The following is a 24,132-nucleotide window of genomic DNA, read 5'->3' as shown; positions in this document are numbered from 1 at the left end:
TCTTTCAGCATTATAATAACCTGAAAGACTATGTAATGTTAAGCAGGAAGGGAAGAACCAAAAGGCTCGTGCTTTATTTGATTTGCTCCAACGCTTCTTGTGATCTGGCTATATAAGCTTTGTCTCCTTTTATCACAATAGGCCTTTCTATCAGAACCGGGTTTTGTGCCATGGCCTCTATCCATTCCTCATCAGAGAGGCTTTGACCTTTGAAGTTTTCTTTGTATACGGCTTCTTTCTTCCTGATAAGGTCTTCTGCTTTAATTCCTAACTTGTTGATGACCTCAGAAAGCTCCTCTTTGGTAGGAGGTGTTTTAAGGTACTCCACAATTTCAGGTTCAATGTTCTGTTCTTTAAGAAATGCCAATGCTTCACGGCTTTTTCTACATCTTGGATTATGGTATATTTTGGCCATTGCAATTATTGGTTTTGGTAATAGTTGATGTAAAGTTAAATTAAAAGCCGTGAATTATGAAGCCTCAGAGACTTGCATTTACCATGAAATTACAGCAAGCTTTAGTTTGAGGTAATTGCTAGATCCTCGTGAAACCTGATAATGACACTGTCTTTCATATAAATGGTTTCGTCTGTGAAAAAGCGAAAGTAAAGCATGCCAGGGTCGTCTTTTTGAAATGTTTCTACAATAGAATCTTTTGACAAGTTGTTTCCGCAGGGTGGGTCTGGATTTTGAAGAAGGATTCTATACTCAATAGTATCACCTGTTTGCGTCATAACAGGGTCGATTACGTTAGCACATGATTCCGGTTTTTGAAAGTATATTACAAAATTTGTCTTGACACCAGGCTGTGCAGAATCTGGCAACGTGGTGGAAGTTATCTCTGCTGTTAATGGGAGAGATACATCCTTATAGCAGGAGGTGCATAATATAATAAGGAATAACCATAAGTAATTTACCGGTTTCATACTATCGTACAACTTATAAAGTACACTAAAGTTTTCTGCTGTTTCCTCTAGTGTATTAAGAGTGGCCCGCTGTTCTTTTTGTATAGTGTTTCTGTAAAAGAAAGTATGCTTAGCTAGGCTCTGCTTCCAAATCTTGTACTGAAAATTTTTGGCCGAGGCTTGCCAGGTCTTTTACAACAGGCTCTAAAAGAGGGATGCCATTATTTAAACGTTCAGCAGATATTTCTCTTTCAGGGTCTCCCGGAATTAGAACCTTTTCGCCCTCTACTGCCGCAGAATTTCTGAACCTGTTTATCCAATGATCCATATGCTTGTGGAAGTCTTCTGCCGGCCTGAAAGCGTCTACACGCATTGCTCCAAAAAAGTGTCCAACGCCTTCACCTACAGGATCTTCTTGTACAGGCAAAAAGCTTACGAACGGAGGCACCCATGGGCCATAATTGGCTCCTGAAAGCACAGCCGAGAGAATATCCACTACCGATCCGAGGCAATAACCCTTATGGCTTCCATGCTCCCTGTCTCCTCCAAGCGGGAGTAGTGCACCACCGTTTTTGAGTTCATGAGGGTTGAGAGATGTTTGACCGCCTTTGTCTTGTATCCATCCGGTGGGCGCTTCTAAGTTTTTCCTTTGCAAGATCTCCAACTTTCCGTTCGGTGCTGTTGTAGTCGCCATATCAACTACCAAGGGAGGTTGTTGTCCTGCCGGAATGGAAATAGCAATAGGGTTGGTGCCTAATAACCTTTCTAATGAATAAGTTGGCGCGACTAAAGGGCTTGCGTTAGTCATGGCCATGCCTATCATATCCTTTTCTAGGCCTAGCATAGCATGGTATCCGGCAATGCCAAAATGGTTAGAGTTTTTTACAGACACCCATCCTGTACCGCATTTTTCAGCTTTTCCCATGGCTATAGCCATGGCCTTAGGGCCTGCTACTAATCCAAGTGCCGCATCGGCATCTACTACTGCTGTAGAAGGGGTTTCATGTACTATTCGGATATTTGGTTTTGTGTTGATGCGACCGGCCTCCCATAGCCTGACATACCCGCTAAGCCTAGCCACACCATGAGAGTCTACCCCTCTTAAATCTGCAGAAAGCAATACTTCTGAGGCCAGATTCGCATCTTCAGGGCTACAGCCTATCTTGATAAAAATGTCTTTTGTGAAATTAAGAAGTTTCCGGTATGAATACATAAAGCCCTTTTTCCCTAGTACAATCTTTAATTTAACAAATTTATTAAATTTCTGGGAATTTATATCTTTTCCACTTGTTGAGCCACTGCATATTTTTCCAGCAGAGGTGCTGCCCCGTAACATTTTTTTCTGTCTTATCGTTCCTTTATAAGGCTTCAAATGCCGGTTTGGCCTTTATTTAGGTTGACCTAACCTGTTTTTGTGAAAAAATGTGGTTTGCTTAACGGGTTGTAACTTATTAATCACTAATTTCTAATGTTGTTTTTATTAATTTTCGGCCGGTTTTTCTTTTGAAAGTCCCTTATGGCCTACTTTGTATAATAGGGGTTATATTGTACCTTTGATTTTAGTGTTTATGGGTAAAAATGCCCCCAAGCCTGAAACCTCATAAAACTTTCTTAGTGTTTAATTTGTCTATAAGACAATATTTAGAGTCTTAAAATTTTAAAATTAATGTTTACAAATGATTTTTGGCAGGGGCTTTCTGACGGTCTCCACCAATGGCTTATCGCTGAACTTCCAGGTCTGCTTATTTTATTGGTTACTATCTTTGTCTTGCTTCGTGCTATTAGCTTCTCCGTTGGAAAGTTGAAGAGGACGCTTGTGAAACGCGCTGATAAAAACGAAAATGTTGATACAGTAGAAGCCGAGAAAAGAATTGAAACATTATTGGGGATAGTTGAGGGTGCTATCAAGATCTTTTTACTTACCATTACTTTCATTATCATATTAGGTAAATTTGGCATTGATATAGGCCCTATTTTGGCTAGTGCAGGTATTATTGGTTTGGCTGTAGGCTTTGGTGCTCAGGAGTTGGTACGTGATTTTATAAGTGGGTTCTTCATTTTATTAGAGAACCAAATACGAAAAGGTGATGTGGCCATTATTAACGGTACAGGTGGCCTGGTGGAAAAGATAGAACTTCGTACTGTTACTTTGCGTGATTTTGCAGGTGTTGTACATGTTTTTCAGAATGGTAAGATCAATACCTTATCCAATATGACAAAGGAATGGTCGGCTGCCGTACTTGATATTGGTGTCGCTTACAAAGAAGATGTTCAGGTTGTGATTGATATAATGAAGGCTGTGGGCTTGAAACTTCAAAACGACGTGGAGTTTGGCGAAAAAATTATTGAGCCTATAGAAGTAGTAGGGCTTGACCAGTTTGCAGATAGTGCTGTGGTAATTAGGGCGCGTATTAAAACGAAACCTATTATGCAATGGGCTGTGGGAAGGGAATACCGTAAAAGGCTTAAATATGCTTTTGATGAACGAAATATTGAAATTCCGTTCCCTCATACCACTGTTTACTGGGGCGATAAGATCAATCCTCTCAAGCTTGATGTGGATGAAAAGATGTTGGCAGGAGCCTCTAAATAAACCTCTTTTCTGTTTTTAAAAAAAATAACGATCTTTTTCAGTAAAGGATCGTTATTTTATTATATAAATAGCTGGAAATACATGAAACAATCTGTTTGGCTTTTACTTACAGTTTCGTTAATGCTTGTAGTGGTGGTATTTACCCTTCAGAACTCTGAAGTGGCCACTATTAAGGTATTTGTATGGGAAACACGAGCTTCGCTTTCTTTGATATTGATTTCTACTTTTTCTCTCGGGATTTTGGCCACAGGCGCTTATTTTATGCCATCTCTTATTAACCTCAGGGTTTCGCTTAATAAAGCAAAGAAGAAAATTGCTAAATTGGAAGCTGATAAAGGAAACTCTGAGCTTGATTCAAAACAGCCAAATTAACTTTCCCTTATCTGGTTTAGGGGTTAGGTAAACTTTTTGATTTTTCTAAGGTAGTTAATAGACAAGTTTTTGTGTATGGATCACCAGCAATTAAGTTTTGTACGGACACAGCTTCCGTCTGTAATTGATTATGCCTTTTTTAATACGGGAACCGCCGGTCCTGTGCCTATTCCTGTGGCAGAACGCATGAAAGGTGTTTTGGAACGACAGTTGTTGAGAGGGCGAATTACGCTTGACTACTATCAGGAAACAGACCGTTGGAAAAAAGAGATAAGAGCAAGCCTTGCCTCAATGATCAAGTGCTCAGAAGATGAAATAGCACTTACCTCTAGCACAACGGAGGGCATAAACCTTGTAATTAACGGAATGGACTGGAAAAGCGGTGATGAAATTATTACCTCTAATGTAGAGCATCCGGCAGGGTACACACCTTTGTTCCAGGCTCGTAACCGTTATGGCATCCATATTAAATACCTTGACTTGTTAGGTTCTAAAGAAAATTGGCTCGAAGAGTTAGAGGGCTTAATTAGTACCAATACGAAGCTCATATCTTTGTCACATGTCTCTTATTGCACCGGACATATTACTCCTCTCAAAGAAATGTGTGAAATAGCCCACAAACATAACATACCTGTTCTTGTAGACGGTGCTCAGTCTTTTATGTCTATTCCTGTTGACATGAAGGAATTAGGATGTGATTTTTATGCTGCCCCAGGACAGAAGTGGCTTTGTGGACCCGAAGAAACGGGTTTTTTATACGTTGCAAAAAAACATATAGATAGCCTCCATGCTGTCTATACCGGATATGGCTCTTTTAAGGAGTTAGATATGTATGGTATGGACCTCCATGAAAATGCCCAACGCTTTGAGTATGGCACCGTGCAACCCATAAATATTGCTGGCATGCTTGAAGCGTGTAAATGGCTGGAAAAGATAGGGGTTGATGATGTTTTGGAACGGATACAGGTCTTGAATAGAGAAGCCTGGGAAATGTTGGCTGATACAAAAGGCGTGAACTTGGTTACTCGAGAACCTGGGTCTGGTCTTATTGCATTTCATTTTAAGGACAAAGCTCCTGGCGATGTAACAGAAGCGTTACTACATAAAGGTGTACTTGTGCGACCAGTGCCCATTACCGATGCGGTAAGGATTTCTACAGGTTTCTACAACAACAGTGACGACTTGTTCAAATTGACAGAAGCTTTGGTTGAAATATAGGGTGTTGTCCAACCATCTGCTGCAACGAATCTAATATGCACCGTTGGCGGGTTATATATCGACGCGTTCCGGCATTGAGGTATTTAGGGCCTGCAGAAAAAGTCACAAGTGTGTGTAGCCACAAGACAAGCCTTGTGGCTATTGTTCTAGATTCCATTTTATCCATACCGTATCTGTGAACTCTGCTTCTCTGATATCAAACCCCTGTGGTTGCCTGTTTCTCCCATCTTGTGTTTCCATCATGGCAGCTCTTTCAAATCTAATTGGGGCTTGCTCTGGTTCCCCATACTTTATTTCCGAAATCTCCCCAAGTGAAACCGCTGACTCTTCTGCTATTAATTCTGCTTTCTGACGGGCATCACGGATAGCGTCTTTAATGAGCATTTCCCTTACTTCTTTCATCTTGGCGTCAGACATATTGAATGAAAACCTGAGCTGAGCTTCTGCCGCTTGATCTGCAAAAGCTGAAAGTATTTTGGCTGTAGTTTCTTTTTTATAAGGAAACTCTAGGTTCAATTGCTGTCTGCCAACATAGCCACTGTCTCGGGGCTGTCCATTGCGGTATATCGTGTGCTTGTTGACATTGTAGCCGATTGTTTTAATATCTTCTCTTTTAAAACCTGCTTTTTCAAGAAGCTTAAATATTTCCACAGTTTTCTTGTCAAGTTCAGAAATGGCTTTGTTCATTTCCATTTGGTGGGTAGATACGTTGATAAACAAACTGCCTTGGTCTGGCATCATTTTTACCGTACCAGTGCCTTTTAGTTCAAGACTACGACTGTTTTGTTGAGCAATAACCCCAAAAGATAAGAGCAGGAAAGAAAAAAGTGTTATGGCTTTCATTGAATTGTTTTTCTTTAAATAACGTAGAAATGTATAAAAAATAGATGAAAGTTAAGATGTTGTGTGATTTTTTTTAAAAGTGTTTGCCTGTCTTGTAATAATAGGATTTATAGCTGAGGTAGGTTTTATAACTTTAAATATCAGATTTTAAAGAAAAAGCATTAGTGAAAACTACAAAACCCCTGCAAGCACCCTATCCAGAACGCCCTCTTTCAAGGAATAGGTGGAAACCCTGATTTTTGTTAGTGACAATCTTTTGAGAAGGTAGTTTATGAGGCAACATGCTACTACAATCATGTCTACACGCATAGGGATCATACCTTCAATTTGCATTCTTTCTTTTCTATTGGCTCTTACGATTTCCTGATGCAGCTTGTGGTAGGTAGCAAGGTCCATGGAATATTCTTTTTCCTGGTCTGGAAGGAATATGCGCCCATGTTGCTGATTGTCTATTTCGGAGAGGGTGTCAAAAGTGCCAGATGAACCAACGAGTGTTTCTGGCTTGTATTTGTTAGTGGCTTCTATTAACGGCTGAATTTGGCTTTCAACAAACTCTTCCAATAACTTTGTATTCTTGAGCGGCATAGGGTCTTCGGTATGGAATTTATCTACCAAGCGCTGGGCTCCGATTTCAAAGCTCCCTTTCCAAAGGATTTTTTTGTGATTGCAGATAATGAATTCTACACTTCCTCCCCCAATATCTACCACAAGAGATGTTTCTTCGCCCATATCTACGGCCGACCGTACCCCATAATAAATATATTCTGCTTCTTTCTCTCCTGATATTACTTTTACCTCGATACCTGTTTCTTTATAAATATCGTCTACAAGTAACTGGCCGTTGGCAGCGCTTCTGATGGCACTGGTTGCAGTAGCATAAATTTCGGTAATGTTATAAAGTTCAATGGTGCTTTTGAAAGATTTTAGCGTGTTGATCGCTCTTTCGCAAGCCAATGGGTTAATTATACCTTGAGATATACCTCCTTGGCCAATTTTTACAGAAACTTTTTCCTTAAGAATGACATTTCCCTGCTCATCGCCAATAAGCAAGTGAAAGGTATTTGTACCCATGTCAATTACCGCTATTTTACGACCAGGTTTCATGAACATTTTTCTAGGAATTTAGATTTTTAAAATAATGTCCTTCTTGTAGGTACTACAAACATAATCCAATTAGTCAGGGAAATGTTATATTCCTTAAAGACAATCCTTTTTTAAGATAGTCATTTTAATGGATTTTATCATAAACCTTTTATATTTGATTTAAAATAATGTTGATTTTTTTATGGGAGAATCATCCGGTAAACACGAATTTCTAGATAAGAAAAATAAAGATGCAGTACTTGGAGGTGGGCAAAAAAGGATTGATGCACAGCATAAGCGCGGAAAACTTACTGCTAGAGAACGAATAGCCCTGCTGTTGGACGAAGGTTCTTTTGAAGAAATAGGAAAGTTTGTAGAGCATAGGTGCCATGATTTTGGACTTGAAAAGGAAAAATATCTGGGTGATGGTGTGGTTACAGGCTTTGGCCAGGTAAATGGACGCCTTGTGTATGTTTACTCCCAAGACTTTACTGTTTTTGGAGGATCGCTGTCAGAAGCCCATGCCGAGAAGATTTGCAAGCTTATGGATATGGCCATGAAAAATGGCGCACCGCTTATCGGATTAAATGATTCTGGTGGGGCCAGAATTCAAGAAGGGGTAGTTTCTTTGGGAGGCTATGCTGATATTTTTTACCGTAATACCTTGGCTTCTGGGGTTGTGCCTCAAATTTCTGCTATTATGGGGCCATGTGCCGGTGGTGCGGTGTACTCTCCTGCTTTGACAGACTTTATTCTGATGGTGGAAAACACTTCATATATGTTTGTGACGGGGCCTAATGTGGTAAAAGCTGTAACCCATGAATGTGTTTCGTCCGAAGAGTTGGGCGGAGCGTCAGCCCATAGCACCAAAAGCGGCGTAACACATTTTAGCTGTACCAATGAGGTAGAGTGTATACAGTATATAAAAAAGCTGTTATCTTATATTCCGCAAAACTGTGAAGAGGATGCGCCTGTACTTCCTTATGAAGCCCAAGCGTCTGAAATGGTACCTGCTTTGAATGAAATTGTGCCGGAGAACCCTAACCAACCATACGACATGCGGGAGGTTATTGACCTGGTGGTGGACGAAGGATCTTTCTTTGAAGTCCATAAAGACTATGCTGAAAACATTGTCACTGGCTTTGCCTACTTAGGGGGCAGGAGTATTGGCATCGTTGGCAACCAACCTTCTGTACTTGCAGGCGTATTGGACATTAACTCTAGCAACAAAGGTGCTCGTTTTGTGCGTTTCTGCGATTCCTTTAATATACCTCTGCTTGTTTTGGTAGATGTACCAGGCTTCCTGCCGGGTACGCACCAGGAGTGGAACGGAATTATTACAAGTGGTGCAAAACTTTTGTATGCTTTTTCAGAAGCAACAGTTCCCCGCATAACGGTTATTACCAGAAAAGCTTATGGAGGCGCTTATGATGTTATGAACTCCAAGCATATTGGGGCGGATCTCAATTTTGCCTGGCCGGCAGCCGAAATAGCAGTTATGGGTGCCAAGGGAGCTGCTGAAATTATTTTTAGAAAAGATATTTCAGAAGCTGAAAACCCTGAAGATAAGCTGCAAGAAAAAATACAAGAGTACACCGACAAATTTGCCAACCCTTACCTGGCAGCAGCTCGTGGGTATATAGATGAAGTTATCAAGCCTGAAGAAACACGTAAAAAGCTGCTTTCTGGGTTTAAAATGTTAGAAAATAAGGTGGATCAACTCCCTAAGAAAAAACATGGGAACATTCCTTTGTAATTATATGTGTAAATACCAGTTTTACTGGAGTTTTTTTAATTAATAGAGAGATATGAGCGAGCAAAGTCAGAAATTTTTAATTGATTACCTTAACAATGCTTCCCCTACTGGTTTTGAGTCAGGAGGGCAGCAAAAATGGCTAGAATACATAAAGCCTTTTGTAGATGAGTATATTACCGACACGTATGGTACGGTAGTAGGGGTGATTAACCCTAAAGCAGAATATAAAGTGGTCATAGAAGCACATGCCGACGAGATCTCATGGTTTGTAAATTATATTACCAAAGACGGTTACATTTACCTGCGAAAAAACGGAGGTTCTGACCATTCTATAGCTCCTTCTAAAAGGGTGAATATCCATACCTCAAAGGGAATTGTAAAAGGAATATTCGGATGGCCTGCCATTCATGTGCGGGACAATGAGAACGACAAGCCACCTTCCATGAAAAACCTATTTCTTGATTTAGGCTGTAGCTCTAAGCAAGAAGTGGAAGATTTGGGTGTGCACGTAGGTTGCGTAGCTACTTTCGATGATGAGTTTATGGTGCTGAACGATAAGTTCTATACCGGACGTGCGCTGGATAACCGTATTGGTGGATATATGATTGCCGAGGTTGCGCGCATGATTAAAGAAAATAACCAACAGTTGCCGTTTGGGTTGTATATAGTCAATGCCGTTCAGGAAGAAATTGGACTGAAAGGTGCTGAAATGATTGCACACCGGATTAAACCAGATGTAGCTATAGTCACTGATGTGTGCCATGATACGCAGTCGCCTGCCTATAACAAAGTTTCTCATGGCGACCTTTCTTGTGGAAAAGGGCCTGTCTTGACATATGGACCGGCGGTGCAGAATAACCTGCTGAACATGGTTATAGACGTTGCTGAGAAGAAAAGCATACCATTCCAAAGGGCTTCTGCCTCGCGAGCTACAGGAACTGATACAGATGCATTTGCCTATTCAAATGCAGGTGTAGCCTCGGCTTTGATATCGCTTCCATTGAAGTATATGCATACTACGGTAGAAACAGCGTCTAAAGAAGATGTGGAAAATGTAATCAAGTTGATGTATGAGTTTTTGGTTCAACTTGAATCCGGACATGATTTTCGGTATATAAAATAAAGCAAATAGAATAACGTATGAAAAACCGCTGTACATTGAGATTTCTCATGCAGCGGTTTTTTTGTTAAGATAAACATGAGGATTGAGCATTTAGCTATTTCGCCCCTTTCGGGGCTTGGGGGTAGTTTGTTATTTGCTGCAATGGGCTATTGCCTATTGTTATTTATTTCGCACCGTTGGTGCTATATTAGGTGAGTGTTTTTTACCTGTTACATAAAGGCAAATGAGAAGTTTTATACTGATTATATCGCTGTTATGGTTCAGCTGTAGTAGCTCTTCGGTAAAAGAGCAGGATGATATTGAACATAAAAGCCATCAAGATTTTATTAATGTTGAAGGTAATACTGATCCATGTCCTCCGGAATGGGTAGCGACAGGAAAAACTCTAGAGCAAAAATTCAATGACTCTACAGAACAATTATTTTTAGATGGAACCTTATGGTTCGAAATTATTAGTCCAACTGAAAATGATGGAGTTTCTTTTGCTTATATAAAAGAGTACAGAACTAATAAAATGTTACAGGCGGAAGGAATTGCAGTCTATCATGAACATCCTATTGTTGACTATGTAAGACATGATGAATGGATTATATATGATTGCTTCGGTGAAATAGAAGGGATTGTGACTTATAATAACGGTGTAGAAATAAGCAAAACAGCCGAGTAGTTTGTTTTGAAGGTGAATATTTAAAAATATCCATAGAGGTTTTATAATAGCGTAACATCGAAGTTTGTTTGTTGCTGCTGATTGATAGTAAGTTTACGGCTTAAATGAGCTATTTCGCCCCCAGGGCTTGGGAGCAGTTTGTTGTTTGCTGCAATGGGCTATTGCCCATTGTTATTTATTTCGCACCGTTGGTGCTATATTAGTTTAGTACTTTTGCCTGTTACAATAAGGAGCAAAAGATGGTTTGCCAATAGTTTAGTAAGTTATTGAAACCAATAAACCCCAACGGAGCGATATAAAATAGCTCAGGGGTGTGGCCCTGAGAAATGGATTAGCTAATTGAACCAAGCCCCGAAGTGGCGAAAATAGCGGCTATATATCATTAGTGCTAATTCTGAAATATCCGCGAAATGGAATAATAAATCAAAGTCTTAGGCTTTATGATCATCAATGCTTTTTTTAATAGAATGAATAGTAATATGCTCTGCTTTGTTGTCGGAAGGTGGATATTGGGGTTTTCGTTTATTTTTCTTTTTCAAAGTTTGATTGGGGCAAATCCTGGCCAAGTAAAACTATATACTATGAACAAAACAGCATCCTGCTTTTCTGAAGCAAATTTTGAAATGGTCTATTTGTACCTAGAAGAACAAAAAATGATAGGCCATGAAAATGGCTATACGTTTGGAGGATATACGCTATGTCTTTCAGAGGAACAGGGGCAAATTTTTATAAAAAAAGATGCTTACTCTTTGGTCGTCATAAGTAAAGAAGGGGGCGTTGCTCCCTTAGCAAAACGAATGACTGACAATAAGCGTTTAGAGGCGAAAGCCAATGAGATATTTTGCCAGCTACTTTCCCTTGCGCAGCAATCTTAGAAAATTTTAATCTCCCAGTCGTCGATATACAGGCTATTTTGGTTTGGGTTGTATAGATAAACCGAAAGCTCATGGTTATCCAAGTTTTCTATTTCTGGCGATCTTGCTAAAAACTTCCCTTTTTCCCATTGGCCACTTTGCTTGACCATTTCATCTATCCTTTTTCTTACACTAAAAATTGATTGCCCATTATGGTCAACAGAAACAATGAGTTCAGCATCGACTATATTTTCCAAAAAGAAGTAGGATGAAAAATGTAGATATCTCTGGCTGCTCATGATTTCTTCTAAATCTGATGTCTTAAAAGTTACCCCATAAAGATCAGATGGGTTCAAAATGCCGGCTTTTGTGCCAGAGAACACTTTTTTGTCAGTCGTATTAATGTTTCGCCAATAACTTTCTTTAGTTGTACTGTCAAAGGTCATTTTAGCATGGACGACTGGAGAGGTATTGTTGAGGTTAAAGAAGTCAAACAAGGTTTGCTTTTGCTCAGAACTTGTTAGCGAGCAAACAGAAATATAGCCATTGTCTCCTTTTTTAGCCAAACGGGAAAGGATTTCTGGGTAAACAGGATATACATCGTTAAGGAAAAATTTATTTTGAAGTACTATATAATCAAAGTCCCATTTTAGGGCTTGTTCAATCGTGTGAGGGCGGGTGTTTAGGACTGAGAACCCTTTTCGTTTCATCAGTATAAACGGGGTATTAGGTGTGTCGGAATCTAGTATTAGAATCTTTTTGTCAGTTTCAATATTTAGTGAGTCCAGAAGCTTATCAGCATTGGTAAAATTTTTAATGGTTGTTAACGTTCTGGATCCCTCTGCCCTTCTTTTCTTTTGGCTTTGCGAGGCGTTTACTATTAAAGGTAAACTGATAAAAATAATTATGCTAGTTGCCAATACCTTAGCATACCTTTTTTCAGGCTTAGGCAGCATGGCAAGTAGTATGGTTATGAAAAGCAATATTGGTAGAAAAAATGTATCTAGAAAGTAGTAGTCGTGAGCAGGAAACTGCCGTAGCATTGCGCCTGCAAAAAGTATACAGCCTAGAAACATGAGGGCGTTTAGCAGTAAAAGCCACGATAAACCCCTAAAGCTTATTTTTTTCTTTAGGAAAAAGATTAAAATCCCAATAGTTATTAAGCCTACCGTGAGGTAGTGATAAACAGAAAAATATTCCGTTCCCCAGTTCTGAAAAGTTGTTCCGAGTAACTCTTTAGCATGATTAAAGTCTCTAGGGGGGAGCAGATAGTTTAGAAATGCCGAACCGTAGGTTTCTCTGAGATATTTATTGTAAAAAAAGTATGTTATAATTGAAGCAAAGGATAAGGTGACAGGAACAACCTTCGGCAGAACTTGATTTTCTTTTTTCAAAAATCTTAGAAACTCAACTCCAAGAATAGCAATAATAGGAATAATAAAGGTAGTCCGGCTTAAAGCAGGCAGTGTCAGAAATAAGATTCCAAACCCGAAGTAACTTTCTTTTTTGTGTATCAGGTATTTGGTATAGAGATAAAGTCCTATGATAGCATTTGCTAGAGAAGGTACAGAAGGCAAAAAGCTGCTTTGGTAATAAACAAAAACAGGAGAGGTGGCTGCAAAAATCAGAATAAACAAAGACTTTAAATGGTCTTTGGTGATAAGATAAGAAAGCTTGAAAAGAAAAAACAAACCTAGAAAGCTGTATAGAAGGACATAGCTCCTAAAAAATAGCGGAGAGTCATTGCCCGTAGTTTTCATTAAAACAGCAGAAAGATAATCATGTATAGGAAAATCAACAGCGGTAATACTTTCTGTGTAAGCTACCTCCCAATCATGTGGAAATTGGTGGTTCATAATGAACATTTCAGGTTTAAAGAAATTAAACCCATTGTTCAAAAAGCCTAGCGCCAAGGCATATCTATCTGCCTGAGCCCATGCATGGATGTGTGCCGGAAATTCATCAATGTAGTTTAGGTGAAAAACCAGGCCTAACACTACTATTAAAATAGTGACTGAATACTTTTGAACTAAAGGCATTTTATTGGTTCAGTGTCCATGGGCTAATATAGGGCGCGCTGAAAAACGCCCAAAATATTGATCTGTTTATATTTATATAAAGATTAAAAGGTATAGGTGCAAGGGCTTTTCGGTTATTTCTTTTTTTTCCGTGCATAGTAAATTGAGAATCTTTTAATCTAATACTTTTTTTGGGCTAGCCACAAGCACACAATCTATTTTATGGCCTTACATTCGAAGTATTCCAATACGTCTTCATATAAGGCCATGCGTAGCTTGCACACTTGTGACTTTTTCAGCAGGCCCTAATATAGTAAATTTATTTTCGGTGCGGTCCGAATTTTTAGCTGCTAATCAAAACTTACCACTTGTTTGAATATGGTTTTCATTTTTGGAATTTCAAACAGTACATTAGTAGTATGTTTCAGGATCCATGACGTTTGCAAGTCTATCAGCACCTCTTCGCTTTCTATAAGGTTTAGCTGGTCTTCAGTTATATGCTCTAAGCTTTCCTATTTTCCCTTTATTTGTTCAAGAAAAAAAGCTTTGTCATAGTTAAGCTGGGTTTTGATAAGAAGGGGCCTTTCTTCATCAACTAATTCAGCGGCTATCATCATAATTGCTGGAAAATCAGAGCCTGTAAAACCACCAAGTGCGTTAACATCATAAACTTCCGTTTCAATAAAAATGGAATCGTTGATAGGAAAACTATAAGAATAAGCTTGCAAGATGCTATTTACTTCATTTATGGTGGTTTCCAAAAGCCCTTGCTTTACCTTTGTAAGGTAAGAGACAACCTTATACTCAAGGCTATCTGCTTTAGCTTTAGGTATTTTCATCTTGAACGCATAGTCTTGGAGGAAATTGTTACTAGCAGACTTTATATGGGCTATCAGGTCACCCTCATTGTCAATGCCAAATGCTAGCCCCGTTTCTTTGTTAATGTTCACAATGTAGCTCATGTCCTTTATTTGATTTTCAATATTGTGAACAAGTTCAATGATCATGTTTGGCATTTCTTCTATTTCAGAAATTTCAGAGGAGAAATCCAACTCAGTTTCGCCTGCATTGAAGTTGTATAAAAGCTTATAGTGGCCAGACGTGTCTATGACCTCTATAATATACTTTTGTTTTGATCGGGTATTGGAAATGACAGAGTCATTAACTATGACTTGGTTGTTGGCTTCTATTGTTACATTTTTCTTGTCCCCTAGTTTCCAAATGGGTGGTATGTTATATAGTTCTTCTTCTTGCGCGCTTACTTTGTGTGTAAAAGATAGTAGAAGCAGCAATGCCGCAATGACTGGTTTCATTTGATTTAATTTTAAGCTGGTTTACTTTCCTTACAATAGAAGTTTAAGGGAAAGTCAAATTATATAAAATCCTTGGCTCTTCAAGAAAAACGTGGGCGTAAAACTCAGGAAAATTCATCAAGGCTTTCTGTTGCCTTTCAAGATATTGGTCTTCATAATTAAAGGTTCGGTAGTTTTTTTTGTTTGCTTAAAACGCCTTTCTATCGATAAAAAGTTGCTTCTTTTTTGGTGTTTTTGGATGAAAAAGTGTTATGTTTGCCCTATAAAATTTGTCTCTTTTTATGAAAAATGTTTTTTATGTAGGAGTTGTAGTCCTCTTTCTCCTATCTGGTCTTAATACAGGATTTGCACAAGAAGAACCCTTCAGAAAACATGAGATCGGGCTTGATGTCTCTGGACTTTTTGGTGCAGGAACCGGTAAATTATTTTATAGGAACCACACTGAGAACAATGCGTTTCGGGTTTCATTGTCCCTGGGTGGTCGATTTATGACCAATACTGACGAAGGACTTTCTGGCAATGCTTCGCAAAGTTTTAGTTCCAGCCTTGCTTTAGGCTATCAATGGAACAGGCCATTTGATAAGTGGGCCTTTTACTATGGTTCCGATGCGGTGTTAGGGTATCAGTCAAATAGTTATGTGACACCTTCTGAAAGTCGAGAAGTAAATTATAGAGGCTATGGGTTATCTGGTGGACTGCAGCCGTTTGTAGGTTTGAGCTATAGTTTTTCTGAAGCTGTAAGTTTGTCGGTAGAAACTGCACTTAACATAAGCTGGATTTATAATGAAAGCAAAACAAGGGTGCATGAGTTTTCATCTGGTATCAATCGTCCTTTGCCAACTTTTACTGAACGAGGTTTAAGCTTCTTTTATAGACCCGTAAGTCTGTTGATGATCAGCTATCACTTTTAATTAACTACTACTATTTAACTTACTAGGTATGAAAATATCGTTTTTGGCTGTGTTTATTTTCGCATTGAGTTTAAACATTGCTTCTGCACAGGATTTTTCTGAAGGAAAACATGAAATAGGTTTTAATTTTTCTGGATTCTTTGGACAACAGGCTGGTGGCATGTATAGACTTCATCAGGAAAAAGGCGCCTTTAGGGCATCACTAAATTTTCAAGGGGAGTTGCTTAATCGGGAGTCGCACGCAAAGAGTCGTACTAGAGAATTTAATGTAAAGACAAGCTTAGGTTACCAGCGCTTTATTTCTGAAAATAGGTGGAGGTTTTACTACGGAGCAGATATAGTATTAGATACTAGACGCTTCTTTCAGGGATCTGAAAGCTCTTCATGGGTTGGTTGGACTTTAACTGCTGGCATTAAGCCAATAGTTGGTTTAACTTACCACCTTCACCCTAAGGTCAGTATTTCTTTTGAAACTGCTTTATATGCGGCATATCAATATGGAGAAAGCTATAGTGATAGTGAACGGAATGGTCGTGATTATTACTCAGTGCCTAAAATCCTACAGTTTAATATAGTCCCATTAAACAATTTGTTGTTGAGTTATCACTTTTAAAGTTAAACCGGTATTCCTAGTTTGTTCAAGATGCAATGCCTCCAGTTCTCGTTTACCTGTTATTAGCTTCACAACTGAACCTTCGGTACAACGTAGGTTTAGTGGAAAGTAAAGATAAACAGGTGTTTGTTTGTGTTGTCCTTTGAAAAAAATGAGAAAGTCAATGGGTTTTTCCGGTTTTCTAAATCTCACGACCAGTATTGTCAAATCATCTAAAATACTTGTATAATGGTCTTTTTTAGATTTTCGTTAGTATAATATGCGGTTGAAACTAGTTTTTAAGTAGATAAGCGGAGGGTATTTGTCTATTTTTATATGACACGCTGCAAGTAGGATATACGCAAAACATACAGCAGGGTAAATTTAATGAGAGAACACTATCATATCGGAACAACTTTATCTACTGAGCAATGGGTTGATGTACTTCTTGATAAAGAAGTTTCTAACGATACTAATATTGCAATTTTGCAGACGATGTATTCTTTTGAAGGATATAAGATCCCTGCAAGTCAAATTGGGTTAATTTTGGGAAATAAGGGAAAAAATACTTCAAGTGCATTAAATTTAGAAATCGGTAGATGGGGTAAAAGGTTAGCGAAAAAATTTCCTGTAAGATTCAGTGTTCGAGAAGATGGTTCAGAAAGAAAGTGGGATATTTTCTTTGATGGGTGGAATGAGGGAAATTTATTTGTTTGGAAGATTAAGGATGAATTAGTTCAGGCACTAAAGATAACTAAACTTACAGGTGAAGAACAATTGCCAGAAGAAATTTCAAGTAATGGAGATTCTGTTCTTACAGAAGGAGCAAAAAGATCTATAACTGTTAATGCCTATGAACGGAATAGTAAGGCTCGTTTAATGTGCATTAGACATTTTGGTTCAACATGTCAAGTATGTGATTTCAATTTTGAGTCCGTTTACGGACAAATAGGAAAGGATTATATTCATGTTCATCATTTGGTAAAAGTTGCGGATATCGGAGAGGAATACGAAGTTAATCCAATAACAGATTTAAGACCTGTTTGTCCCAACTGCCATGCAATGTTGCATAAAAAAGAACCACCATATTCAATTGACGAATTAAAAGATATAATCTCGAATAACTTTGATCACCAGTAGCCAACACTGTATAAAGAATAGCAGCGGGGTTAGTAGTATCGGAAAGTTAATTCGTGGTATAGTTGCTGTTTTAAGAGGCAGTTTCCTTGCTATTTTAAATTGAGGGCAATAATGAAAAACAGCTATATAATATTTCTAATTTTATTTATTTCTTGTGAGAGTTTCCAGAAACTGGAGGAGTAAACACAAAAGTTGATTTTTTGCCACATTTCAAGATGGGTAACATTCAGGAGCCCGGAGTTGCTGAATATGAAGTTAATGATAAAGCATACGAAGGGCTATGTGATTGTGATCTGGAAAATGGAGTGCTATCTATTTCTATAAATTATGATGGTGTATTTGTTAATGAATCTATTAATATAAGCGTTGGAGACTCAAATTTTTATGCAATTTACAACCACGCCGGGGACATTGAACCGGAAAGGTTTACCGCATATCCTATTAAGCAAGAATTAAAACTAAACCTGTCTGATTTTTCTGTCGGTGACACAATTGTCGGAGAACTGGTTTTTAAAGGAATAAGTATAGTTGAATATTTAAAAGATATTAAAAAACTTAACCTACCAATTCGAGGTAATTTTTCGTGTATAATTGGAAAAAAAGAAAAGAGATAACAATTTTGTTTCCAAGAATTTGTGTCTTGGTATGCGAAAGTTAAGAACTTATCAAAAGCAAGAAGTAATATAAAAACCTCTTAGTTCGTCAATTTTTATCACCCTATATGATCCTTATCACCTCTATATGCTTACTGTAGCTTCCAGCTATAGCAACTTATTATTAAATTAAACTGCAGTGTTAAAAGTATCCTGTCGCTACCAAAACCTACTACCGTTTCTCCAAAACCTCACTACCACGAATATCTAATTACCCAAAAATACTTGGAGAGTCCCTTTTTTAAACTTTCTTTAGTATAATTGTGTGGTTGAAACTGTGTTTTGTGTAGATAAAAGGAGTCCGTCTGGCAATGTTTATTTACCCTCTCTGTATAATTGAAATGTAGATATACGTAGTAGCCCAGATGAAGAAACTCCGATGTCAGAACATTATTCGGATTTTGAATATTTCTCAATATGAAGGGAATATGGCCATTGTGTTTCAGTTTAATAAAAACGTCCCTGTAATTGAATTGAAAAGGTGCATTAAAGCATCATTAGTATACTACAAAGTAAAACACCTGATAACTTTGGGTATATGAAAATGCCTATGGCTACAACGGGTTTTGCTTCACGCAAGTTACGGGTAAACTTGGGTTTTTTGTTACATAACCCGCCCAAACGCAAAGTCCTAAACCATTCCGTGGATTAGAAGAAAAGTACAAACAGCAGATAAAGAAACGATATGATTGATTTCAAAAATATTGATTATCTGAAATCAGGAAATAAACGCCAGAGGGACGCATATTTTGTATTGCAAGAACTTGGGGTGTTTGATTGCTTGAAAAAGTACAGCCCGATTTTGACTGGAACAATACCGCTTGGGATTGGCTTACCTGATAGTGACTTAGACATAAGTTGTGAGTGCAAAGACCATATTGCCTTTACTAAGGATTTGGCTGAGGCATTTGATCAATATCCTGATTTTAAGATATGGACAAATACCCATTATGGGATAAAGTCCACCATTGCCAGTTTTTCTTATGAAGGTCAAGCGATAGAAATATTTGGGCAAAATGTTCCGACTGATAAACAAAATTCTTTTCGACATATGTTAATTGAAAGGCGGATTTTGCAGGAAAAAGGGACGGAGTTTAAAAATCAGATTGTAGAATTGAAGAAACAAGGAGTTAAGACAGAACCTGCTTTTGCTCAATTGCTTGGTTTGGAAGGTGACCCGTATTTAGAACTGTTAAAGTACGATACTGGTGATCTATTGGTAAGACGGGCGAATGCCTCCGATGTCGGAGGAATAACGCAATTGTTTTATGATACGATTCAAAATATTAACATAAGAGATTATTCCCAAGAAGAGGTGGACGATTGGTCATCATGGAAAGCTGACACCGATAAGTGGTTGGAAAAAATGCAAGAACAGTATTTTGTGGTCGCAGAGATCAAAAACCATATGGTGGGCTTTAGTTCACTGGCAAAAGATGGATACCTGGATTTTATGTTTGTTGACAAGGACACCCAAGGACAAGGCGTAGCAAGTGCCCTATTGGCAGAAATTGAGAAAAAAGCCATTGAACAAAACAATGACTTAATTTATTCAGATGTAAGCATAACAGCAAAGGGTTTTTTTGAAAAAAAAGGATTTGTAGTTGAAAGGCAGCAGTTAAAGAAGTCCAAAAAGAAGGCGCTGCTTAATTTTAGAATGATAAAAAAAGGAATTACCCAGGTCAGCACCCCTAAAACTTAGGGCGGATAGTGGGCTAAGAACGCCTACAAATACTGGTTTTTCAAGAGGAGAAAGGGCCATACACCTAACTAGGTTCCCCAAAAACAGTGCTGTACCGGGAGGGAGACATGGGCAATGACAAAAGAAAGAAGAAAGTTTAAGCAGATCGTATGTTTAGACAATACCAAACTTGAGGACTGGGCGCTCAATGCTCTAAAAGAAATTTCTATAACGGAACCTAGAGTGTACCAGGGCTATCCCGATGCTAATGATGAAAATGAGATACGCAATAGGATTGAAAATGCAGATTGTGTTTTGGTAAGTTTAAACACGCCCATGTCCGCCAATGTCTTATCGCAATGCCAAAACTTGGAGTATATAGGTTTATGCTGTAGTTTGCTGGATAGGTCTTCTTGCAATGTAGATGTTGAGGAGGCCGCGCGAAGGGGTATAGAAGTTCGTGGCGTGAAAGACTATGCAGACGAAGGGGTTGTGGAGTTTTTGTTTGGCCAGCTGATCTCTTTGGCCAAGGGCCTGCACGGGATACAGTGGAAGGATAGGCCAACGGAGCTACATGGTAAAAGTTTGGGCGTGATCGGGCTGGGCACTTTAGGAAAAATGGTTGCTAAAACCGCTCTTGCTTTTGGTATGAAGGTTTACTATTACAGTAGAACCAGGAAGAAAGGATTGGAGTCTGAAAATTTGGTTTACTTGCCCTTAAATGACTTGCTTCCCACAGTAGATGTTGTGAGCACCCACCTTCCACGAAACAATAGGCTATTGGGAAAACAAGCATTTTCCCTAATGAAGGAAAACTCGGTTCTAGTAAATACCTCCTTGGGCCCAACCTATGAAATTGATGCCTTTGAAGCTTGGATCGGTCGGGGCATCAGTTATGCCATTGTGGATTCAGATGGAGCTAGGGGGCATGAGGCCTTGCTCCGAAAGTACAAGAATGTCATCTATTCTGATAAGTCTGCCGGAGGCACAGATATGGCTTACAAAAGGTTGTCCCAAAAAGTGCTACAAAATGCATATGATTATTTAGGGAAGCCCTGAGCCACTTGCGCTTCCGGCTCGAAAAGTGCCGGACTTCCCCAAACGTGTTAAGGGCAACCTTCTGTTTTGCAGGGATCATGCCCCCAGTTCATCAAGCTGTAGCGCCAAGAGGAGTTTTTTACCTCCGAACTTGGTCTTTGGGCGGTATGCCTTGCCACATAACCGTTCACCTTTTTCAAGTGCGCATAATCTTCTTCCGAGAGTTCTTCTTTTTTGTGGCGACGAATCTCAACAATACGCTTTCCTGATTTGTGGCCGATAGATTCTCCGTCTCCGCTGTTCCATCCCACTTGTTTGGATTCCTCTGTTTTCAACCAGTTTTCTATTTCTGAAGGAGACATGTTTACCTTCTTGTAGAAATCCATTCTTATGGCTTTTTTTTCCTGTGCATCCATGGTCTGCTTGGTTTTTAGTTTGTATTCAAAACAATGCTTTCCCTAAAGGAGTTTAACCGGTTCAGTAGGTAGGCTAGGGGTGGAGGCTTCTACCTTTAAGCAACTGCTGTAATTCATATTGTCAGGCCTTTATATGAGGTATATTTTAAATTCTATAAGCTTTTTTTAAAATTAGTGTCAATAATACTATTTGTCTGGTTAAATTTTAACGAAATGAAACAGTACTATTTTAGTTTATGCGCCTTTTTGGTTTTTCTTGCTTCCTGCTCCAGCGAGGGGGGAGAAGGCAATTCGGCTACCAATGAGCCCCGTGAAGAGATCATTGACATCGAGTGGAAGGGAGAAGCCTTGGATTTTACCCGTTTGAGGAACGGAAAGATACCGGGAGGGGAAGTAACCCAGATGTGGGCTGAATCGGATGATTATGAATCAAACTTGAGTATCAGATGGGGGCAGACCCAAGACCGCTCCGGTTACCAGTTTGATGAACCTCCGAGCGTCATGTTAAGGATCCACCATAAAGGGGAACAGCTAAATTACCGACCTGTGGAACCCAAAGTTTTGGACCTTCAGCAGGAGGATGACAGAGTATATAGGGTGGAAGGGAGCCTTGAGATGGAGCCGGCTAACAGTGCAGCTAGGTCGTATGAGGACGGTTCAGGAGGGCTTCTGAGGTTTGTGTTGCAAAAGTAATAGATTGGATATACGGCAGCCTCAATAGGGCTGCTTTTTTCTCTTCTGTAGCAAAGGGGGCTTTGCTGTTTGCAAGGTGGATATTTCGGAGATCATTGTGCCACCTATTTCGGAGATCATTGTGCCAGTTTATATCTAGCCCTCGCTGGCTTCATTTTGGACTTCATTGAAGTGGGCAATAATATGGCTTGTTTTTTCTTCCTTCAAATTCATTTAAACCGGAGGCAAAACATCCTATAGCTTTACAGATTTATGTTCTGCAATAAGCTTGTTAAAATATCTCTGAAGCTGCATGAGTTCAACAACGTTCAGATCATCGAAAGTAAATTTAGGCACCTCCTGCGTGTCATTCAAGGCGAGATACAGTACCCTTCGGGTATGCCTTGAACTCATAGGAAAACGGAAAGCTTCCACTTTATCCATTGCAAAGGAGCTGCTCACAGATTTCTGCTGCTTTGTGTTAGTCTCCTCAAAGACAATATTTTCAGGATTTATGCATAACCTGTAAAGGTAATCTCTTTTTCTGCGCCTTCTGTCCCGTAGTTGTATTGTCCCTCCTGCAACAACCGCAGCAACGAATAAGTAAACCATCAAAAGGATTGGAGAGAAATCATTCACAACCATCCAAACAGTACCGCATAGTATAAGCACTAGCAGTATCCTTGCACCATTAAACATCGGCAGATTATATAATGAAGCTTTGTTTTGCCACTTAATACTGAAGGCCCCATCTGTTTTTTCAGCCTCTATGCCATCCGGCAAAACATTGTTTCCATTCTTAAAAGGGTGAACCTTGACTGTTTCCATCCATGACTTAAACCTTTCAAGCTGCTGGACAGCATATTTTTCATGCTCCGTATACACTATTTCCCAGTTTGATCCATCCATCATCTTTAAAATGACGTAATAGGCATACACATCGCCAAATTTTGTTTTTCTGTCAAGGCGCGTTTCCATCACCACATCTGCCACTTCCTGTAATGGAACCTTGATTTCAGGATCTGTTTCTTTGCGTCCTTGCCTGATTTTAATAAAGCCACTTTTTTTGTTGAGAAAAATCTGAAAGGGATGTTTATCTTTCCGTAAATAATAAATAGCTAAACCCGACACTGCCAGGCCTAAGGCAATAAGAAGCCCAGCAATAACTGCTAATATAAGCTCAAAACTTTCATAAGCTTCCTGAGCAAAAATAAGCCCGACTCCAATAAATAGTATAGCAATAAACGCATAAAATAATTTGTAAATCCTAAAAGACTTCTGGATTAGTATTAAATCAGGAGAAAAAGAAACTATTAGATACTGCATGGAATTTCAGAAAGATAACTAAGTTTTAGTCGTAACTAGCTAGACAAAAAGCCCTCAAAGTAGAACTATCTATGAAAACTTCCAAACGGGATATAAATGTTTGTGGAGAGAACCAGCCTTTCAAAAATTTCACTATCCACAGATTCAGTAAATTTAGGACATTTCGTGAAGAAAATGTCCGGTGGAGATTGTTAGCGATGGGTCAGAAGGGTAGGACGAAACGCCATAACCGGAAGGTTTTTTGGGGAGCTTTCGGTTTTTTTGTCTGAATCAGAATTTTCAGAATTTGAGAATTAACAGGATTTTTCAGCAGGATAAGCACTCGGATCTCCATTAGCCTTATACGCCCACTGTAGCTTGCAGCTACAGCATCCTACTATTAGTTAATTCATTAAAAGTCTCATCGTCCATATCATTCCAACTTCCTGCAAAAGTTAAAAGCTTACCTTTGTTGTTTCCTATTTCCAGTGATTCCAGAAATTGTGAAACATCGTTAAGTTTATCTTCAGAAAGGTTATCAATCCTTTTTATTAATCTTTCTTTCTTTAATGCTTATCATAATAACCTCCTTTTTCTTATTATACCCTAATATAACGTTCAAGGTTCATTTTTCCAATGCTTCATGTGCCACATAACGTTTTTATATCCAAAGATTTCAGGATATACCTATTTTAATAAAGGTTGGTGATTGTCAATGATAAAACTATTTGGCAGAGCCGTCTACTGGATTGTGAGAGTGCTTTTTTAAATTTGGCTCATCCTTGTTATGGCATAGTTAGCTATTATTTGAAAGCTTTGCTTGGATAATTTTTAGTTTTAGGGTCTCTGAATAATCGTCTTCATATAGAAGGGATTCTATAATGTCAAATAGTAAATCTCTATCAATTCGGTTATCTGCTACATCTACCACAATATTTTCCATTTCAATAATGAATTTATCAATCAAAACGTCTAAGCCAT

General features: G+C 38.8%; 23 protein-coding genes. 14 read left to right on the top strand and 9 right to left on the bottom strand.

From position 1 onward, the window contains the following. Positions 1 to 73 precede the first annotated feature (73 nt). The 3 genes from arsC to RCC89_00490 all read right to left on the bottom strand — a co-directional run bounded on the left by arsC (position 74) and on the right by RCC89_00490 (position 2,116). A complete protein-coding gene (gene arsC / locus RCC89_00500) occupies positions 74 to 415 on the bottom strand; it encodes an arsenate reductase (glutaredoxin) (protein WMJ71656.1) in 342 nt (113 codons plus the stop codon). A gap of 101 nt (positions 416 to 516) precedes the next feature. Beyond that, entirely contained in the window at positions 517 to 924 is a 408-nt protein-coding gene (locus RCC89_00495) for a hypothetical protein (protein ID WMJ71655.1), read from the bottom strand. Between the two features lie 109 nt (positions 925 to 1,033). After that, the gene (locus RCC89_00490; protein ID WMJ75621.1) at positions 1,034 to 2,116 is read right to left on the bottom strand and encodes an Ldh family oxidoreductase; all 1,083 of its coding nucleotides are present in this window, start codon (positions 2,114 to 2,116) and stop codon (positions 1,034 to 1,036) included. Between the two features lie 453 nt (positions 2,117 to 2,569). Here RCC89_00490 and RCC89_00485 point away from each other — a divergent pair, with 453 nt between their 5' ends. The 3 genes from RCC89_00485 (at position 2,570) to RCC89_00475 (ending at position 5,086) form a co-directional block, all read left to right on the top strand. Next, a complete protein-coding gene (locus RCC89_00485) occupies positions 2,570 to 3,496 on the top strand; it encodes a mechanosensitive ion channel family protein (protein WMJ71654.1) in 927 nt (308 codons plus the stop codon). A gap of 81 nt (positions 3,497 to 3,577) precedes the next feature. Continuing rightward, positions 3,578 to 3,868 carry a LapA family protein gene (locus RCC89_00480; protein WMJ71653.1) on the top strand — a complete coding sequence of 97 codons (291 nt, stop codon included), beginning with the start codon at positions 3,578 to 3,580 and terminating at the stop codon, positions 3,866 to 3,868. 75 nt (positions 3,869 to 3,943) lie between these two features. Continuing rightward, entirely contained in the window at positions 3,944 to 5,086 is a 1,143-nt protein-coding gene (locus tag RCC89_00475) for an aminotransferase class V-fold PLP-dependent enzyme (GenBank protein ID WMJ71652.1), read from the top strand. Positions 5,087 to 5,224: 138 nt separating this feature from the next. Here RCC89_00475 and RCC89_00470 read toward each other — a convergent pair whose 3' ends face one another. After that, positions 5,225 to 5,929 (bottom strand): SIMPL domain-containing protein, encoded by a 705-nt coding sequence (locus RCC89_00470; protein WMJ71651.1) that lies wholly within the window; start codon positions 5,927 to 5,929, stop codon positions 5,225 to 5,227. 171 nt (positions 5,930 to 6,100) lie between these two features. Then, positions 6,101 to 7,033 (bottom strand): phosphatase, encoded by a 933-nt coding sequence (locus RCC89_00465; GenBank protein ID WMJ71650.1) that lies wholly within the window; start codon positions 7,031 to 7,033, stop codon positions 6,101 to 6,103. Between the two features lie 181 nt (positions 7,034 to 7,214). On the opposite strand from RCC89_00465, the gene RCC89_00460 reads away from it, so the two are divergent. The 4 genes from RCC89_00460 to RCC89_00445 all read left to right on the top strand — a co-directional run bounded on the left by RCC89_00460 (position 7,215) and on the right by RCC89_00445 (position 11,433). Continuing rightward, on the top strand, positions 7,215 to 8,768 hold the full coding sequence (locus RCC89_00460) for an acyl-CoA carboxylase subunit beta (GenBank protein ID WMJ71649.1): 1,554 nt from the start codon (positions 7,215 to 7,217) through the stop codon (positions 8,766 to 8,768). A gap of 52 nt (positions 8,769 to 8,820) precedes the next feature. Next, positions 8,821 to 9,891: a M42 family metallopeptidase gene (locus tag RCC89_00455; protein WMJ71648.1), complete on the top strand. Its 1,071-nt coding sequence runs from the start codon at positions 8,821 to 8,823 to the stop codon at positions 9,889 to 9,891. 223 nt (positions 9,892 to 10,114) lie between these two features. Then, positions 10,115 to 10,558: a hypothetical protein gene (locus tag RCC89_00450; GenBank protein ID WMJ71647.1), complete on the top strand. Its 444-nt coding sequence runs from the start codon at positions 10,115 to 10,117 to the stop codon at positions 10,556 to 10,558. Between the two features lie 581 nt (positions 10,559 to 11,139). Then, a complete protein-coding gene (locus tag RCC89_00445; GenBank protein ID WMJ71646.1) occupies positions 11,140 to 11,433 on the top strand; it encodes a hypothetical protein in 294 nt (97 codons plus the stop codon). Here RCC89_00445 and RCC89_00440 read toward each other — a convergent pair. Further along, a complete protein-coding gene (locus RCC89_00440; GenBank protein ID WMJ71645.1) occupies positions 11,430 to 13,451 on the bottom strand; it encodes a hypothetical protein in 2,022 nt (673 codons plus the stop codon). The two genes, RCC89_00445 and RCC89_00440, sit on opposite strands and share 4 nt — an antisense overlap. A gap of 491 nt (positions 13,452 to 13,942) precedes the next feature. Beyond that, positions 13,943 to 14,743, bottom strand: a complete 801-nt coding sequence (locus RCC89_00435) for a hypothetical protein (protein WMJ71644.1) — start codon at positions 14,741 to 14,743, stop codon at positions 13,943 to 13,945. A 281-nt stretch (positions 14,744 to 15,024) separates the two neighbouring features. Between RCC89_00435 and RCC89_00430 the strand changes: the two genes are divergently transcribed. From RCC89_00430 to RCC89_00405, 6 genes are all read left to right on the top strand, one after another. Continuing rightward, on the top strand, positions 15,025 to 15,654 hold the full coding sequence (locus RCC89_00430) for a hypothetical protein (GenBank protein WMJ71643.1): 630 nt from the start codon (positions 15,025 to 15,027) through the stop codon (positions 15,652 to 15,654). A gap of 28 nt (positions 15,655 to 15,682) precedes the next feature. Further along, positions 15,683 to 16,267 carry a hypothetical protein gene (locus RCC89_00425; protein WMJ71642.1) on the top strand — a complete coding sequence of 195 codons (585 nt, stop codon included), beginning with the start codon at positions 15,683 to 15,685 and terminating at the stop codon, positions 16,265 to 16,267. Between the two features lie 366 nt (positions 16,268 to 16,633). After that, a complete protein-coding gene (locus RCC89_00420; GenBank protein WMJ71641.1) occupies positions 16,634 to 17,386 on the top strand; it encodes an HNH endonuclease in 753 nt (250 codons plus the stop codon). Between the two features lie 215 nt (positions 17,387 to 17,601). Then, a complete protein-coding gene (locus tag RCC89_00415) occupies positions 17,602 to 18,000 on the top strand; it encodes a hypothetical protein (protein ID WMJ71640.1) in 399 nt (132 codons plus the stop codon). Positions 18,001 to 18,724: 724 nt separating this feature from the next. Further along, positions 18,725 to 19,741: a GNAT family N-acetyltransferase gene (locus RCC89_00410; protein WMJ71639.1), complete on the top strand. Its 1,017-nt coding sequence runs from the start codon at positions 18,725 to 18,727 to the stop codon at positions 19,739 to 19,741. Between the two features lie 114 nt (positions 19,742 to 19,855). Continuing rightward, positions 19,856 to 20,779, top strand: a complete 924-nt coding sequence (locus RCC89_00405) for an NAD(P)-dependent oxidoreductase (GenBank protein ID WMJ71638.1) — start codon at positions 19,856 to 19,858, stop codon at positions 20,777 to 20,779. Between the two features lie 47 nt (positions 20,780 to 20,826). Here RCC89_00405 and RCC89_00400 read toward each other — a convergent pair whose 3' ends face one another. Then, the gene (locus RCC89_00400; protein ID WMJ71637.1) at positions 20,827 to 21,174 is read right to left on the bottom strand and encodes a DUF3140 domain-containing protein; all 348 of its coding nucleotides are present in this window, start codon (positions 21,172 to 21,174) and stop codon (positions 20,827 to 20,829) included. Positions 21,175 to 21,387: 213 nt separating this feature from the next. On the opposite strand from RCC89_00400, the gene RCC89_00395 reads away from it, so the two are divergent. Further along, the gene (locus RCC89_00395; protein WMJ71636.1) at positions 21,388 to 21,867 is read left to right on the top strand and encodes a hypothetical protein; all 480 of its coding nucleotides are present in this window, start codon (positions 21,388 to 21,390) and stop codon (positions 21,865 to 21,867) included. Between the two features lie 234 nt (positions 21,868 to 22,101). On the opposite strand, the gene RCC89_00390 is transcribed toward RCC89_00395, so the two are convergent. Continuing rightward, positions 22,102 to 23,172: a hypothetical protein gene (locus RCC89_00390; protein ID WMJ71635.1), complete on the bottom strand. Its 1,071-nt coding sequence runs from the start codon at positions 23,170 to 23,172 to the stop codon at positions 22,102 to 22,104. Positions 23,173 to 24,132 lie beyond the last annotated feature (960 nt).

This window comes from Cytophagaceae bacterium ABcell3, assembly GCA_030913385.1.
In the GTDB taxonomy this organism is placed as follows: domain Bacteria; phylum Bacteroidota; class Bacteroidia; order Cytophagales; family Cytophagaceae; genus ABcell3.
This window is presented reverse-complemented; position numbering and strand designations above follow the sequence as displayed.

Bases quoted from the DNA above. Each gene is read 5' to 3' on its own strand.
- arsC (WMJ71656.1), bottom strand. From the start codon at position 415: ATGGCCAAAATATACCATAATCCAAGATGTAGAAAAAGCCGTGAAGCA.
- RCC89_00495 (WMJ71655.1), bottom strand. From the start codon at position 924: ATGAAACCGGTAAATTACTTATGGTTATTCCTTATTATATTATGCACC.
- RCC89_00490 (WMJ75621.1), bottom strand. From the start codon at position 2,116: ATGTATTCATACCGGAAACTTCTTAATTTCACAAAAGACATTTTTATC.
- RCC89_00485 (WMJ71654.1), top strand. From the start codon at position 2,570: ATGTTTACAAATGATTTTTGGCAGGGGCTTTCTGACGGTCTCCACCAA.
- RCC89_00480 (WMJ71653.1), top strand. From the start codon at position 3,578: ATGAAACAATCTGTTTGGCTTTTACTTACAGTTTCGTTAATGCTTGTA.
- RCC89_00475 (WMJ71652.1), top strand. From the start codon at position 3,944: ATGGATCACCAGCAATTAAGTTTTGTACGGACACAGCTTCCGTCTGTA.
- RCC89_00470 (WMJ71651.1), bottom strand. From the start codon at position 5,929: ATGAAAGCCATAACACTTTTTTCTTTCCTGCTCTTATCTTTTGGGGTT.
- RCC89_00465 (WMJ71650.1), bottom strand. From the start codon at position 7,033: ATGAAACCTGGTCGTAAAATAGCGGTAATTGACATGGGTACAAATACC.
- RCC89_00460 (WMJ71649.1), top strand. From the start codon at position 7,215: ATGGGAGAATCATCCGGTAAACACGAATTTCTAGATAAGAAAAATAAA.
- RCC89_00455 (WMJ71648.1), top strand. From the start codon at position 8,821: ATGAGCGAGCAAAGTCAGAAATTTTTAATTGATTACCTTAACAATGCT.
- RCC89_00450 (WMJ71647.1), top strand. From the start codon at position 10,115: ATGAGAAGTTTTATACTGATTATATCGCTGTTATGGTTCAGCTGTAGT.
- RCC89_00445 (WMJ71646.1), top strand. From the start codon at position 11,140: ATGAACAAAACAGCATCCTGCTTTTCTGAAGCAAATTTTGAAATGGTC.
- RCC89_00440 (WMJ71645.1), bottom strand. From the start codon at position 13,451: ATGCCTTTAGTTCAAAAGTATTCAGTCACTATTTTAATAGTAGTGTTA.
- RCC89_00435 (WMJ71644.1), bottom strand. From the start codon at position 14,743: ATGAAACCAGTCATTGCGGCATTGCTGCTTCTACTATCTTTTACACAC.
- RCC89_00430 (WMJ71643.1), top strand. From the start codon at position 15,025: ATGAAAAATGTTTTTTATGTAGGAGTTGTAGTCCTCTTTCTCCTATCT.
- RCC89_00425 (WMJ71642.1), top strand. From the start codon at position 15,683: ATGAAAATATCGTTTTTGGCTGTGTTTATTTTCGCATTGAGTTTAAAC.
- RCC89_00420 (WMJ71641.1), top strand. From the start codon at position 16,634: ATGAGAGAACACTATCATATCGGAACAACTTTATCTACTGAGCAATGG.
- RCC89_00415 (WMJ71640.1), top strand. From the start codon at position 17,602: ATGGGTAACATTCAGGAGCCCGGAGTTGCTGAATATGAAGTTAATGAT.
- RCC89_00410 (WMJ71639.1), top strand. From the start codon at position 18,725: ATGATTGATTTCAAAAATATTGATTATCTGAAATCAGGAAATAAACGC.
- RCC89_00405 (WMJ71638.1), top strand. From the start codon at position 19,856: ATGACAAAAGAAAGAAGAAAGTTTAAGCAGATCGTATGTTTAGACAAT.
- RCC89_00400 (WMJ71637.1), bottom strand. From the start codon at position 21,174: ATGGATGCACAGGAAAAAAAAGCCATAAGAATGGATTTCTACAAGAAG.
- RCC89_00395 (WMJ71636.1), top strand. From the start codon at position 21,388: ATGAAACAGTACTATTTTAGTTTATGCGCCTTTTTGGTTTTTCTTGCT.
- RCC89_00390 (WMJ71635.1), bottom strand. From the start codon at position 23,172: ATGCAGTATCTAATAGTTTCTTTTTCTCCTGATTTAATACTAATCCAG.